17 protein-coding genes are annotated in these 13,129 nt (G+C 73.5%); 1 reads left to right on the top strand and 16 read right to left on the bottom strand.

Features of this window, described 5'->3' with window-relative positions; all coding sequences use genetic code 11:
* Window positions 1–66: 66 nt before the first annotated feature.
* From MRQ36_RS17620 to MRQ36_RS17565, 12 genes are all read right to left on the bottom strand, one after another.
* On the bottom strand, window positions 67–1,398 hold the full coding sequence (locus MRQ36_RS17620; RefSeq protein ID WP_242796903.1) for an NAD(P)/FAD-dependent oxidoreductase: 1,332 nt from the start codon (window positions 1,396–1,398) through the stop codon (window positions 67–69).
* A gap of 103 nt (window positions 1,399–1,501) precedes the next feature.
* On the bottom strand, window positions 1,502–2,062 hold the full coding sequence (locus MRQ36_RS17615) for a hypothetical protein (RefSeq protein ID WP_374251148.1): 561 nt from the start codon (window positions 2,060–2,062) through the stop codon (window positions 1,502–1,504).
* A 126-nt stretch (window positions 2,063–2,188) separates the two neighbouring features.
* Window positions 2,189–3,559: a DUF58 domain-containing protein gene (locus MRQ36_RS17610; RefSeq protein WP_242796901.1), complete on the bottom strand. Its 1,371-nt coding sequence runs from the start codon at window positions 3,557–3,559 to the stop codon at window positions 2,189–2,191.
* Window positions 3,559–4,545 (bottom strand): MoxR family ATPase, encoded by a 987-nt coding sequence (locus MRQ36_RS17605; protein WP_242801188.1) that lies wholly within the window; start codon window positions 4,543–4,545, stop codon window positions 3,559–3,561. The genes MRQ36_RS17610 and MRQ36_RS17605 overlap by 1 nt, the downstream gene beginning before the upstream one ends.
* Window positions 4,546–4,565: 20 nt before the next feature.
* Window positions 4,566–5,147, bottom strand: a complete 582-nt coding sequence (locus tag MRQ36_RS17600) for a hypothetical protein (RefSeq protein WP_242796899.1) — start codon at window positions 5,145–5,147, stop codon at window positions 4,566–4,568.
* Window positions 5,144–5,890 (bottom strand): DUF4129 domain-containing protein, encoded by a 747-nt coding sequence (locus MRQ36_RS17595; protein WP_242796897.1) that lies wholly within the window; start codon window positions 5,888–5,890, stop codon window positions 5,144–5,146. The genes MRQ36_RS17600 and MRQ36_RS17595 overlap by 4 nt, the downstream gene beginning before the upstream one ends.
* A 19-nt stretch (window positions 5,891–5,909) precedes the next feature.
* The gene (locus tag MRQ36_RS17590; protein WP_242796895.1) at window positions 5,910–6,623 is read right to left on the bottom strand and encodes a uracil-DNA glycosylase; all 714 of its coding nucleotides are present in this window, start codon (window positions 6,621–6,623) and stop codon (window positions 5,910–5,912) included.
* Between the two features lie 19 nt (window positions 6,624–6,642).
* Window positions 6,643–7,329, bottom strand: a complete 687-nt coding sequence (locus tag MRQ36_RS17585) for a dienelactone hydrolase family protein (RefSeq protein ID WP_242796893.1) — start codon at window positions 7,327–7,329, stop codon at window positions 6,643–6,645.
* 193 nt (window positions 7,330–7,522) lie between these two features.
* Complete coding sequence (locus MRQ36_RS17580; protein ID WP_242796891.1) at window positions 7,523–7,978, bottom strand: hypothetical protein; 456 nt, start codon at window positions 7,976–7,978, stop codon at window positions 7,523–7,525.
* Between the two features lie 99 nt (window positions 7,979–8,077).
* The gene (locus MRQ36_RS17575) at window positions 8,078–9,094 is read right to left on the bottom strand and encodes a hypothetical protein (RefSeq protein WP_242796889.1); all 1,017 of its coding nucleotides are present in this window, start codon (window positions 9,092–9,094) and stop codon (window positions 8,078–8,080) included.
* Window positions 9,091–9,423: a PadR family transcriptional regulator gene (locus MRQ36_RS17570; RefSeq protein ID WP_242796887.1), complete on the bottom strand. Its 333-nt coding sequence runs from the start codon at window positions 9,421–9,423 to the stop codon at window positions 9,091–9,093. Before MRQ36_RS17570 ends, MRQ36_RS17575 begins: the two co-directional genes overlap by 4 nt.
* A 44-nt stretch (window positions 9,424–9,467) precedes the next feature.
* Window positions 9,468–9,788, bottom strand: a complete 321-nt coding sequence (locus MRQ36_RS17565; protein WP_242796885.1) for a hypothetical protein — start codon at window positions 9,786–9,788, stop codon at window positions 9,468–9,470.
* Window positions 9,789–9,876: 88 nt separating this feature from the next.
* On the opposite strand from MRQ36_RS17565, the gene MRQ36_RS17560 reads away from it, so the two are divergent.
* Window positions 9,877–10,068: a hypothetical protein gene (locus tag MRQ36_RS17560; RefSeq protein WP_278189083.1), complete on the top strand. Its 192-nt coding sequence runs from the start codon at window positions 9,877–9,879 to the stop codon at window positions 10,066–10,068.
* Between the two features lie 4 nt (window positions 10,069–10,072).
* On the opposite strand, the gene MRQ36_RS17555 is transcribed toward MRQ36_RS17560, so the two are convergent.
* The 4 genes from MRQ36_RS17555 to MRQ36_RS17540 form a co-directional block, all read right to left on the bottom strand.
* Complete coding sequence (locus MRQ36_RS17555; protein WP_308194972.1) at window positions 10,073–11,014, bottom strand: Ppx/GppA phosphatase family protein; 942 nt, start codon at window positions 11,012–11,014, stop codon at window positions 10,073–10,075.
* Between the two features lie 411 nt (window positions 11,015–11,425).
* Window positions 11,426–11,935 (bottom strand): amino-acid N-acetyltransferase, encoded by a 510-nt coding sequence (locus MRQ36_RS17550; RefSeq protein WP_242796881.1) that lies wholly within the window; start codon window positions 11,933–11,935, stop codon window positions 11,426–11,428.
* On the bottom strand, window positions 11,932–12,489 hold the full coding sequence (locus MRQ36_RS17545; protein ID WP_242796879.1) for a DUF501 domain-containing protein: 558 nt from the start codon (window positions 12,487–12,489) through the stop codon (window positions 11,932–11,934). The genes MRQ36_RS17550 and MRQ36_RS17545 overlap by 4 nt, the downstream gene beginning before the upstream one ends.
* A gap of 14 nt (window positions 12,490–12,503) precedes the next feature.
* Entirely contained in the window at window positions 12,504–13,118 is a 615-nt protein-coding gene (locus MRQ36_RS17540) for a septum formation initiator family protein (protein WP_242796877.1), read from the bottom strand.
* Window positions 13,119–13,129: the final 11 nt, after the last annotated feature.

Genomic DNA, 13,129 nt, shown 5'->3' with positions numbered 1-13,129 from the left:
GGAAGCGGGTGTGAGAAGGGGCCCCTTCTCTACGCCAGGCGTTAAGAAGGGGCCCCTGCTTACAGCTCAGACGCGGGCCGTGCCGACCGGCTGGGAGGCCTCTTCGAACTCCTCGCGCGGGTCGTGCAACTGACCCAGCGCGACCACCTCACGCTTGAGGAAGAAGGCCAGCGTCCAGTCGACCACGACCCGGACCTTCCGGTTGAACGACGGGATCCGGGACATGTGGTACGTCCGGTGCATGAACCACGCCGGCCAGCCGGTCATCTTGACCCCGTAGACCTGGGCCACGCCCTTGTAGAGGCCGAGGCTGGCCACGCTGCCCGCGTGCTTGTGCTTGTAGTCGACCGGCTCACGCCCACGGATCACGTTGGCGATGTTGTCGGCCATCCGGGCGGCCTGCCGCACGGCGTGCTGCGCGCTCGGCGAGCAGAAGTTGCCCGGCTCCTTGGTCAGGTCCGGCACCGCCGCGCAGTCACCGGCGCTCCAGGCGCCCTCGACGACCCGGTCACCGTCGACCACCTGGAGGGTCGGCAGGCAGGTGACCCGCCGGCGCTCGTCGCGCGGGAAGTCGGTGGCGTCGAGCATCGGCGACGGCTTCACGCCGGCCGTCCAGACGATGGTGTCGGAGGCGAAGCTGTCGCCGTCGGAGAGCTTGACCACCCCGTCGACGCAGGACTCCAGCCGGGTGTCCAGCCGGATGTCCATGTTCCGCTTGAGCAGCTGCTGCACCGTGTAGGCGCCCATGTCCCGGTCGACCTCGGGCAGCACCCGGTTGGTCGCCTCGACCAGCACCCAGCGCATGTCCGCAGGCGACAGCTCGGGGAAGTAGCGCAGGGCGTCGCGGGCCATGTCCTCCATCTCGGCGAGCGCCTCGATGCCGGCGTAGCCACCGCCCACGAAGGTGAAGGTCAGCGCCCGGCTGCGGACCTCCGGGTCGGTCGTCGAGGCCGCCACGTCGAGCCGGTCCAGCACGTGGTTGCGCAGGAAGATGGCCTCACCGATGGTCTTGAAGCCGATGCCCTGCTCGTGCAGGCCCGGGATCGGCAGGGTCCGGGAGACCGAACCGGGGGCGACGACCACGTGGTCGTACGTGATCTCCCGGGCCGGGCCGCTGATGGGCTGCACCACCGCGGTCTTCCGGTCGTGGTCGATCCGGGTCACCGTGCCGGCCACGACCTTGCACTTGCGCAACTCGCGCCGCAGCGGCACCACGGAGTGCCGGGGCGAGATGTTGCCGGCCGCTGCCTCGGGCAGGAACGGCTGATAGGTCATGTGCGGCTGCGGGTCGACGACGACGACCTCGGCCTCACGGGAGCTCAGCTTCTTGGACAGGCGCAGAGCAGCGTACAGGCCGACGTGCCCGGCACCCACGACAAGGATCCGCTTCGGGTTCACGTCATCTATCTTTCCCCGGGCGGCTCCGCTAACCCCTTTCGAGACCCCCAGATGTGACTGAGCACAACCCCTGTGACCTGCGCAACGTCCCGGGATCGTCCCGCTATCTGCGACGCAGCAACCAGCCCAACAGGGCGCTGAGCGCGACCGCGACGAACAGTCCGGCCACCGTCACGGTCTGGAACCCACGGTCGCCGCCGAACCGCCCGACAGCCGTCAACAGGACCGCCAGCACCGCTCCGGCGAGCACCACCCCGCCGGCCCGGGTCAGCCAGCGGGAGACCAGGTCCGGGTCGACCACCGCATCGTGGGGCAGCAGCGCCGCGAGCGCGCAGAGCGTGTGCGACAGATAGAGCAGGGACGCCACAGCGATCAACCGCCACAGCGCCACGGGCCGGTCGAAACCGGTCTCCGCGACCAACCAGCCGCCGACCGTGACCAACGCCGCGAAGGTCGGCCACACCCGGCGCGGGGCGACGGCCGGCAACACCGCCACCACCAGCAGGGCGAGCAGCCCGCGCGGCCGCAGCAGCTGCACGGGGTACGCCACCAGCAACCCCGCCAGCACGACGACGAAGATCCCGAACCGGACCAGCAGCGGGGCGAGGGTGACCCGGGTGACCGCGTACCGCAGCGCGCGGACCCGCTCGGTCACCCCGTCCAGCAGATCGCTCACCGGACCCTGCCTTCGTTCGCGACTGCGGGACTCCGCTCCGCTGCGTTCCTCGCGCTCACCGGAGCCTGCCTTCGTTCGCGACTGCGGGACTCCGCTGCGCTGCGTTCCTCGCGCTCACCGGACACCTACCCGGGGGGCGGTGGCCAGGCGGGCGACGTCCCGCAGCACCTGGTCCAGGCTGCCCGCACCGGCCCAGCCGACCACCGGCACCCCGTGCTCCCGGAGCTGGCCGATCATCGTGTCCCGGTCCAGCCGCCACAGCCGGTACGCCACCTCCGCCCAGCCCCGGTCCTTCGGGGCGGGCAGGTCGACGGGGAGGGTGTCCACCGCCACCACGAACCGTCCGCCCCGGGCCAGCCGGGCCAGCATCTGCGCGGAGCGCTCGTCCAGCAGCGGGGTGAGCACCACCACCAGCGCGTCGGCGGAGAGCACCTGCGGGCCGAAGACCTGGTCGTACGGCTCGTGCGGGGAGGACTCGGCGTGCACGTCGAGCAGCCACTCCAACACGGTCAGGTACTGCCGGCGGCCGGTGGCCGGGCGCAGCCGGCGGGCGGCCGGGCCGTACTCCAGCAGCGCCACCCGGTCGCCGCGGTGCAGGTAGTGCTCGGCGATCGCGGCGGCCGCCCGAACCGTGGTGTCCAGCACGGATGCCGCGCCGCCGATCCCGCCCGAGCGACCGGCCTCGGCCAGCACGTCGAGCAGCACCACCACCTCGGCGTCCCGGTCGGAGAGCGTCGACGCCACGTGCAGCTGCCGGGCCCGCAGCGACACCCGCCAGTCGATCCGGCGCAGCCGGTCACCGGGAGCGAAGACCCGTACGCCGGCCAGTTCGCCGCCCTCCCCCGGGCGGCGGGAGTGGTGCGCGCCGACCAGCCCGGCGGCCCGGGGCATCGCCTCCACCGCCTCGAACGGCTCGGTCTTCGGATAGACCCGGACCCGCACCGGATCGGTGATCACCGCGCGGGACACCAGCAGCCCGTCGGCGACGGCCACCCGTGCCCCGGCCGGGCCCAACGGGTGCCGGCCCCAGCGCAGCGCGGTGCCGGAGAGCGTCAGGTCGACCGCCGAGCCGGTCGGCACGGCCGTGACGAAGGGCCGGTCCGCGCCCCCGGAGTTGCGCACGTCCCGGTCGACGCCGCCGAGGCCGGCCCGCTCCACCCGCAGCCACCGCGACACCCGGCTGCGCACCACCGCCACGTCGTACGGGACGGTGTCGGGGTTGCCGACGGTGACCGTGGCCGCCAGCGGACCGCCCTCGACCAGGTGCACGTCGGTGGTGGCGATCTCCAGCAGCGGTGCGGCGGTGGGTCGGCGGCGCAGCGCGTACGCGGTGCCCAGCGCGAACGGCGCCGCCAGCACCACCAGGTCGACCCGGCCCAGCAGCACCGCCCCGATCAGCAGCAGCCCGGTGAGCAGCACCGCCCGGCCCAGCGCCCAGGTGGGTGCCCAGCCCGCCGCCGGCCCCGGCTCGTCACGGCTGGCCATCAGCGTCCCGGCCGGCCGGCCGCGTGGCTGGGCAGCGCTCCGCTGGCCGGGGCGGGGGTGGACTCCAGCACCTCACCGACCACGAAGGACGGGTCGACCCGGCGCAGCCACATCTCCGGCCGCAGGGTGATCCGGTGCGCCAGCGCGGGCACCGCCACCGCCTTGACGTCCTCGGGCACCACGTAGTCGCGGTTGGAGAGCACCGCCCGGACCCGGGACAGCAGCAGCAACGCAAGCGAGCCGCGCGGCGACGCGCCGACCAGCGCGGACGGGTGTTCCCGGGTGGCCGCGGTCAACGCGACGATGTAGCGGCCGATGGAGTCCTCGACCACCACGTCCTCCAGGGCCGCCTGCATGGTCCGCAGCGTGGCGGCGTCCACCACCGGCTTGATCTCGGCCTCCTCGCGGCGGCGCGCCATTCGCCGGCGCAGCACCTCCCACTCCTCGTCGTGGTCGGGATAGCCGAACGACACCCGGAGCAGGAACCGGTCGAGCTGCGCCTCCGGCAGCGGGTACGTCCCCTCGTACTCGATGGGGTTGGCGGTGGCGAGCACGTGGAACGGCTCGTCCAGCCGGTAGGTGACGCCCTCGACGGAGACCTGCTTCTCCTGCATCGCCTCCAGCAGCGCCGACTGGGTCTTCGGCGGCGTGCGGTTGATCTCGTCGGCGAGCAGCAGGTTGGTGAAGACCGGGCCGGCGCGGAACGAGAAGTCGCCGCTGCGCTGGTCGTAGAGGAACGAGCCGGTGACGTCGGCGGGCAGCAGGTCGGGGGTGAACTGGAGGCGACGGAAGTCCAGCCCGAGGGCCTGGGCGAAGGAGCGCGCGGTCAGCGTCTTGCCCAGCCCGGGCAGGTCCTCCAGCAGCACGTGACCGCCGGCCAGGATGCCGGCGAGGACCAACTCCAGCGACTCCCGCTTGCCGACCACGACCGTGCCGACCGCGTCCAGCACGGCCCGGGCCAGCCGGCCCACCTCGGCCGGGGGCATGCTCCGGTCCACGTCGTTCTTCACAGCTTCTCCAGTTCGGCGACGATCACCGCGAGGTCACGCGGCGACGGGGGGCGGCGGGGAGGCGTGTCGAGGAACGTCCACAGCGGCTCCCCCAGCAGGGTGCGGGCCCGGCCCGGGTCGGACTCCCGGGTGATCCCGTGCTGCTGGCGCAGCCGCTCGTCGGCCAGTTCACCGATCCGGGGCAGCACCCGCTCGGTGAACCGTTCCCGGTTGCCCCCGCACCAGTCCAGCGGGCGTTCCCAACCGTTGATGGCGGCGCGCAGCGCGTCCCGGGCCGCCCAGTTCCAGGCACCCGGCTCCTCGCCGGCGGGTGCCCGGCCGCCGGCCCGGGGCGGGGGCGGCGGGGCCAGTGCGCGGGTCACCCGCCGGACGGCGAGGACCGCGAGGACCGCGGCCACGATGATCCAGACCGACAGCTTCAGGCCGACCGCGCGCAGGCCGACGATCACCACCACGACCACCGCCGCGGTGACCAGGAGCGTACGCAGCACCGCCCGCAGCCGTCCGCCCCGCGATTCGACGGCGGGCCCGGCGGGCTCCTCCTCGAAGGAGAGCAGGTCCTCGATGCTGGTGCTCATGACGGGACCCCGGCGGCGGGGCCGGTGGCCAGTGTGGCGAGCTCGCCGCGCAGCCGGCGCAGGGCGGCGCGGGCCTGGTCGCGCATCCGCTCGTCGACGGCGTGCGTGGCGTAGCGGGCCTCGCGGTAGACGTGCGCGAAGCCGTCCAGCACGTCGGCGCTGGCGATCGCCGGGACACCGGCCTCCGCGTCACCCCGCAGCAGGCGGCCGACCAGGTCGGTCGGGGTGTCCCCGGCGAGCCGCGGCACGCCGGCCTCCTGGGCGGTCTCCTCCAGCCGCACCCAGCAGGCGATCACCGCGGTACGCGGGTCGGTGGAGCGGTCGTCCAGCTCGACCAGTCCGGCGTCGAGGGCGGCGACCACCTCCCGGGCGGTGCCCTCGGCGGTCCGCCGGGCCCGCGCGACCGGCAGGGCCCGGGTGGTCCGGCGCAGCGCGCCGGTGACCAGCGTCCAGACCAGATAGCCGAGCGCCAGCAGGACGGCGAGGCCGAGCAGCACGAGGGCCGCGTCGAGGATCCAGGGCGGGATCCGCGCCTGGGTGGCCTCGGCGCCGTTGCGCGGCTCGACGGGGATCGACGCGGCGGGCTCGGCCGACGGGTAGTCCGGCACGTACGGGATGGTGTCGCTGGCGGGCGGGATCCGGCTGGCCCCGAGCGAGGAGTGCCCCGCGGCGAACGCTGCGCCGGCCAGCAGTACGGTCACCGACGCGACCGGCCACCACCGTCGCAGCACCCCGAGGTCCATCCCACCGCCCCACGCATCGTCAGTCCACCCCGGCGAGCTGCTTCGCCCGGGTGAACACGTCGTCCAACATCGCTGGTGTCAGCCGCCCGGTGAAGGTGTTCTGCTGGCTGACGTGATAGCAGCCGAGCAGGTCCGGGCCGGACGTGCCGGACCAGTGTGCCCCATGACCGAACTTCAGGCGGGCCCCGGGCGGGCGGACGCCGTACACGTCGCGCAGCACCGGCCACCACGCGGCCCAGGCGAAGGCACCCAGCGCGACCACGACGCGCAGGGTGGGCCGGATCAGCGCGACCTCCCGGTGCAGCCACGGCGCGCAGGTGTCCCGCTCGGCCGGGGTGGGCTTGTTGTCCGGCGGCGCGCAGCGCACGGCCGAGAAGATCCGGGTGTCCCGCAGGGTCAGGCCGTCGTCGGCGGCGACGCTGGTCGGCTGGTTCGCCAGGCCGGCCCGGTGCAGGGCGGCGAAGAGGACGTCACCGGAGCGGTCGCCGGTGAAGATACGCCCGGTGCGGTTGCCGCCGTGCGCGGCCGGTGCCAGCCCGAGGATCGCGATGCGGGGGTCGGCGGTGCCGAAGCCGGGCACCGGCCGGCCCCAGTAGTCCTGGTCACGGAAGGCGGCCCGCTTGGTGCGGGCCACCTCCTCCCGCCACCGCACCAGCCGGGGGCAGGCGAAACAGTCGCTGACCGCGCCGTCGAGGTCGGGCAGGTCGATGGCCCGCGCGGCGCGTGCGACCACCTGCTGCGGGGTACGCGACTCAGCCAAGCTTGGCCCGGAAGAGTTCCAGCGTGCGGGCCCAGGCGCTGGCGGCGGCGCGCTGGTCGAACTTCTCCGGCCGGTCCTCGTTGAAGAACGCGTGGGACGTGCCCGGGTAGTCGTACGTCTGGCAGGTGCCGCCGGCCGCCTCGATGGCCCGGCGGGCGGCCTGTACGCCCTCGGCGGAGGAGAGTCCGTCCTCTTCGGAGCAGTGGATCAGGGCGGCCTTGCCGGCGTAGTCGGCCCACTCGGCGCCCATGCCCTCCCAGGGCAGCCGGGGGTAGAAGCCGGCGGTGGCGACGATCCGCTCGGAGCGGGTCGCCGACCAGAGGGCCAGGCTGGCACCGGCGCAGAAGCCGGCGCACCCGACCTTGCCGGTGACCTCGGGACGGCCGGCGAGGTATTCGGCCGCGGCGGCGATGTCCGTGGCCGCCTCGTTCATCTGCGGCCCGTTCAGCATCTGCCGGGGCTCCGTCGGCCGGCTGGCCGGCCCGCCGTGCCGGAAGTCCGGGGCGAGGGCGACGAAGCCCGCCTCCGCGAACCGGTCCACCACGGCCCGGACGTGGGGCACCAGACCCCACCAGTCCTGGATGACGATGACCGCCGGGCTGGCCGCACCGCCGGAGGGTATCGCGAGATACCCCTCGCCCGTCCCCCCGTTGCCGGTGAAGCTCACCATCTCGCCCATGGGCCCGTCCTCCTAGCGGTCAGTCATCGTTGGCTGGTCGCCCAGTGGTCCTACGTGCCGGTAGCCTGCCACGCGGTGACCGCGCCGGGGAAGACGCCGGAACAGTGGCATTCGCCTCCTGTTCACCCCCGGGACACGGCGACGGCGGCGCGGAGGTGTCCGCGCCGCCGTCGATGTCCGCAGGCGGGCCGGTTCAGGCCTTCTTGGTCAGGCAGAGCAGATAGAACTTGCCACCGGTGCGCTCCGGGCCGGAGAAGACGTAGCCGTCGTCGCCCTCCTTGAAGTACTGCGTGCACCCGTCGCCGGTCTTGGTCTGCGCCGCGGTCTGGCCCTCGACCCGACCGACCACCGTGTACACCGCGTCGGTGGCGGTGCACTTGACGACCTTGGCGTCATCGGCGTCCTCCTGCTTGTCGCCGGTCACCTCGGGCAGCTGCGCGAGGCAGTCGCCGACCTTCGCCTGGACGGTGTCGTCCTGGTTCTGGTAGAGCTTCCAGGCTCCCTTGAGCCCGCCCACGACGAGGACGGCGAGAATGATGCCGACGATGCCGAGCACCTTGCGGCCGCGGGACTTCTTCGGCTCCGCGGGGGCGGCCGGCTCGGGCTGGCCGGGGTACGGCGCGGAGGGGGGTGCGACCTGCTCAGACACTGGTGTTCCTTCCGAGGAGTTGACGAGCAGACGACACCGTAAACGATCATGGTCGTCCACTCCCCTCATCCGTTCAGCCAGTTCCCAGGTTCACGCCGTTCAGCCGGTCACGCTGGGTGCCGGGACAGGTCCGGTCGGTGCCGTCGGCGGAGCGGGGGCCGCCGTCACGGTCGGGGCCGGGGTCGCCGTCGCGGTCACGGTCGCCGGCGGGGCCGGGGTCGCGGGCGGGGCCGGAGTGGCCGGCACCGGGGCGGTGGCCGGGGGGCGGGGCAGGAACGGCGCCTGCTCCGGGCAGTACGGGTAGCCGCGCCGCATCGGGTCGTAGTCGTCCGGGCGGAGCGGGTCGGGGCAGGCCGGATAGCCGAGCCGGATCGGGGTGCCGTTCTGGTCGAACAGCCGGGCGTTCTGCACCAGCCGCCCCTCGCCGTCATAGACGTAGACGTCCTGGATGCCGTCGTACGGGTTGCCGACCGAGACCTCCTGATAGCCGAAGTCGTCGGAGCCGGCCCGCCGGTCCAGGTCGACCAGGACGACGAAGGCGAAGAACACCACCACCGCCGTACCGAGTCGCAGCAGCCGGCGCGGCCAGCCCCGCAGCCCGGCCGAACGGTGGCCGAGCCAGATCGAGGCGAGCACCCCGGCGACGAGCAGGAACAGTCCCGTCACCGGGCTGTCCCCGAGCCGGGGCAGCAGGCCGGACGGCTCGCCGAGCACCGCGGAGACCAGCAGGGCGGCCAGCCAGCCGCGCAGCACCCACCAGGCCGGGCGGAGCAGCCGGAGGAACTCGCCGGCCGAGGCGTACCCGAGCACCGGGCCGAGCCGGGTGTCGAGGGCGCGCAGCCGGGGACCGTAGCGGGCCCGCAGGTCGGCGAGCCGCCGGTCGCGACGCCGGCCGTCGACCGGTACGTCCGCACCGGCCGCGGCGCGCAGCTCGGCCGCGTACGCCTCGGGCTCGCCGAGCCGGTCGACCAGCGAGCCACCCGGCTCGGCGGCCACCTCCGCCAGGTGCTCCGGCAGGTCCTCGGTCAACTCGTCGCGGACGGCGGGTGACAGGTCGGCCAGTGCGGCCCGCACCCGGTCGACGTAGTCCGCGATCTCCTGCCCAGTGACGGTCATGCCGCCATCCCCCGATCGTCGAGCAGTGCGTCCATGGTGGTGGCGAACGAGCGCCAGGTCTTGCCGGAGCGGGTGAGCTGGTCCCGCCCGGCGGCATTGAGCGCGTAGTACTTCCGGTGCGGGCCGGACTCGCTCGGCGCGACGTACGTGGTGAGCAGGCCGGCGGCGAAGAGCCGGCGCAGGGTCCCGTAGACCGAGGCGTCGCCGACCTCCTCCAGGCCGGCCTCGCGCAACCGGCGCAGGATGTCGTAGCCGTAGCCGTCCTCCGCACGGAGCACGGCGAGGACGGCGAGATCGAGCACGCCCTTCAACAACTGTGTGGTGTCCACGCGATGCACACTACTGTGCATTACAAAGTACCGTCAACGACACGCTAGCTCTCGCCATCGAGCGCGCCCGACCCGGGTCGTCCGCGCGTCCAGGCCAGGAACCGCTCGAACAACTCCGCCGGGGAGGGTCCGGGGTTCGGGTTGAGGGCGAGCAGGTCCGCCGTGGCGTCGAAGAGGCACCCGGCCAGATGGACCGAGAGGCCCGGCCGGTCCCGCCGGTACTCCATCAGCAGCAACAGCCGCGCCGGCTGACACGGCCACGGGGCCGCGCAGACCCGGCACAGCCACAACGGCCGGATGGGCACGTGCGGACGCACCGCCCGACGATTGCGGTCCGGCACCGGCGAAGCGTTCTGGGCAACCATCCCCCAATCGTGCGGATGCTGTTAGCGATCGTCAACCCCTATCGCTGTTACCGATCGTCGAACAATCGCCGGTACCTACCGTCAACCTGTGGTCGAGTTCGTGGGTATCGCCGAGATCCGGGACATGCTCGGAGGGGTCAGCCGTGCCCGCGCGTCGGTGGTCGCCTCGCGGCGCGACTTCCCGGAGCCCTATCAGGTGTTGAGGATGGGCCAGATCTGGCGGAAGTCGGACGTCGAGCGGTGGATCAGGCAGCACCGGCCGGACCTGGCGACCGACTGACCGGCTAGGCCGTGGCCGGGGCGAGGCTCCAGGCGATGCCGTCGAGGATGTCGTGCTCGGAGGCGACCACCGAGGACATCCCGGCGCGCTCCATGATGACCCGGAGCACCAGCGCTCCCGCGCCGATCACGTCGGCCCGGCCGGGGTGCATGACGGGACTGGCGAGGCGCTGCTCGCGGGTCTTCGCCAGCAGGTCCGCGGTGACGTCGGCGACCTGCTCGTACGGGACCCGGGCGTGGTGGATGCGCGCGGGGTCGTACTCCGTGAGGCCCTGGGCGAGGGCGACGACGGTGGTGACCGATCCGGCGAGCCCGACCAGCGTGGCCGCCCCGCGGCCCGGCACGGTCGCCAGCGCCCGGTCCACCGCGACCGCGATGTCGGCCTGAGCGGCGGCGATCTCGTCGAGGCCCGGCGGATCGCCGTGCAGGTGCCGCTCGGTCATCCGGACGCAGCCGATGTCCATCGAGACGGCGGCCTCGACCCCACCGTCGCGGGTGCCGACGACGAACTCGGTGGAGCCGCCGCCGATGTCGACCACCAGGTACGGCGCCTCGGCGTCGGCGGGCAGTCCCCGCACGGCGCCGGTGAAGGAGAGCCGCGCCTCCTCGTCACCCGTCACCACCTCGGGTGCCACGCCGAGGGTCTGCTCCACCATGGTCCGGAAGTCGGCCGCGTTGGAGGCGTCCCGGGACGCCGAGGTGGCGCACATCCGGACCCGCTCGGCACCCAACTTGTCGATCTCGGCGGCGTAGTCGGCGAGCGCCACCCGGGTGCGCTCGATCGCCTCCGGCGCGAGCCGGCCGGTGCGGTCGACGCCCTGGCCGAGCCGGACGATCTCCATCCGGCGGGTCAGGTCGACCAGCGGCGCCTCCGGGCCGGCGTCGGCGTCGGGCAGGTCGGCGACCAGCAACCGGATGGAGTTGGTCCCGCAGTCGATGGCGGCCACACGCGTCGTCACGGCAGCAACCCTACGGCAGGCCGGACCCCGGCGGGCCGACCCCGCTTCGCTCACCCACCGTCACGTCCCACCTCCGTCACCCACCGCTACCAAACTTCGCCGGGCCGGGTGGGACCGCCCGTTCCCTTTGCTCTGCAGCCAGATACGCAGCACCAACCTGAGCTGCTCTTTCTACCTGGAGGGAGGAACACGCGACACGGCCCAACCAGCACTGTCGGTTACTGCTGCGTCGATGGCTGCAGAGCAAAGGCGACGCAAGGCGGCATCGACCCCGACAGCCTCGACTACGCAGAGCCACAAAAACCTAAGGCAGGTCAGCGACGCTGACGAGCGGATGCGGCGCAGGCCAACGGCGGACCAGCGGCGGGAGCGGCCAACGGCACCGACCGACGGCTCGGGTCAGAGGCGTAGCAGCATCCGGGTGTTGCCGAGGGTGTTCGGCTTGACCCGCTCCAGGTCCAGGAACTCGGCGACACCCTCGTCGTAGGAGCGCAGCAGCTGCTCGTAGACCGGCTGCGGCACGGGCGCACCGTCGATCTCCCGGAAGCCGAACGAGCCGAAGAAGCGGGTCTCGAAGGTGAGCACGAAGATCCGCGCGACGCCCAGCTCCCGGGCCGCGTCGATCAGCTCGCCGACGATCCGGTGCCCCAGCCGCCGCCCCCGGCAGGCCGGGTCGACCGCGACCGTACGGATCTCCGCCAGGTCCTCCCACATCACGTGCAGCGCCCCGCAGCCGACCACCGTGCCGTCGCCGGTGACCGCCACCCGGAACTCCTGCACGTCCTCATAGAGGGTGACGGTGGCCTTGCTCAGCAGCCGGCGGTCGTCGGTGTAGGTGTCGACCAGCCGGCGGATCCCGCGTACGTCGCCGGTGCGGGCCCGCCGGACGACGATGTCCTCCCCGGTCACTCGGCCGCCGGGACGTCCACGCACGGGCCGGCGGCCCACCACTTCTCCACCAGGGCCAGGGTCTCGTCACCGAACGGGTTGACCCCCGGCCCGGCCCCGAGCGCGTGCCCCAGGTGCACGTGCAGGCACTTCACCCGGCCGGGCATGCCACCGGCGGAGATACCGGCGATCTCCGGCACCTCGCCGATCGCCTCCCGGCGGGCCAGGTAGTCCTCGTGCGCCGCCCGGTACCGCGCGGCCAGCTCCGGGTCCGAGGCCAGCCGGTCGGCCATCTCCTTCATCAGCCCCGCCGACTCCAGCCGGCTGCACGCCGCCGTCGCCCGCGGGCAGGTCAGGTAGAACAGCGTCGGGAAGGGCGTCCCGTCGGCCAGCCGCGGGGTCGTCTCCACCACGTCGGGCAGGCCGCACGGGCAGCGGTGGGCCACCGCCCGGGTGCCGCGGGGCGGGCGGCCGAGCTGCGCGGCCACCGCGGCCAGGTCGGCCTCGGTGGCCGGTTGCCGCTCCGGCGGGGGTACGGAATCCGCCGCCGGCTCCTGCGGTGGTACGACGCTCACGGTGTGCCTTTCGTTCACTTGTCGGCGTTGGCCGCCTGCACGCTGGACCAGAGCGTGTCGTACCAAGGGTCGGGGGCCCGCGGGGCGGTCGGCTTCGCGCCCTTGCCGGCGTCCTTGGCGGCGCCCTCCGGGTCGGAGAGCACCACCAGCAGGGTCTCGCCCGGCTTGCCCATGAAGAACCGCTCCCGCGCCTGGCTCTCGATGTAGGCCGGGTCCTGCCACTTGGCCGCCTCGGCGGAGAGGTCCTCGATCCGCCGGCGCTGGTCGGCCTGCGCGGCCTCCATCCGCTCGATGTCCGCCTGCTGGTCGAGATAGACCCGGACCGGATAGGTGTAGCCGAGGGCGAGCGCGATCAGCACCGCGAAGAGCACGGTGGCCCGCCCGGTGAAGCGCCGGGGTTGGGGTGCCGAGAGCCGCTTGACGCTGCCCCCCGCCGCGGTACGACGGGCGGCGGCCGGCCGGCTCGCGGAGCGTACGCCGTCGGCGCGGGACCGACCGGCGGTGCCACGCGGCTCGGCGCGGACACCGGCGTCGCGGACCGCCGAGCGGACCCGCGCACCGCCCGGTCGACCGGCCTGACCCGGTCGACGGGCGGGACGCTGACCACCCGGTGTGCGGCGCTGCTGCATCGTCACACCCC

The organism is Micromonospora sp. R77, assembly GCF_022747945.1.
In the GTDB taxonomy this organism is placed as follows: Bacteria; Actinomycetota; Actinomycetes; order Mycobacteriales; family Micromonosporaceae; genus Micromonospora.
This window is presented reverse-complemented; position numbering and strand designations above follow the sequence as displayed.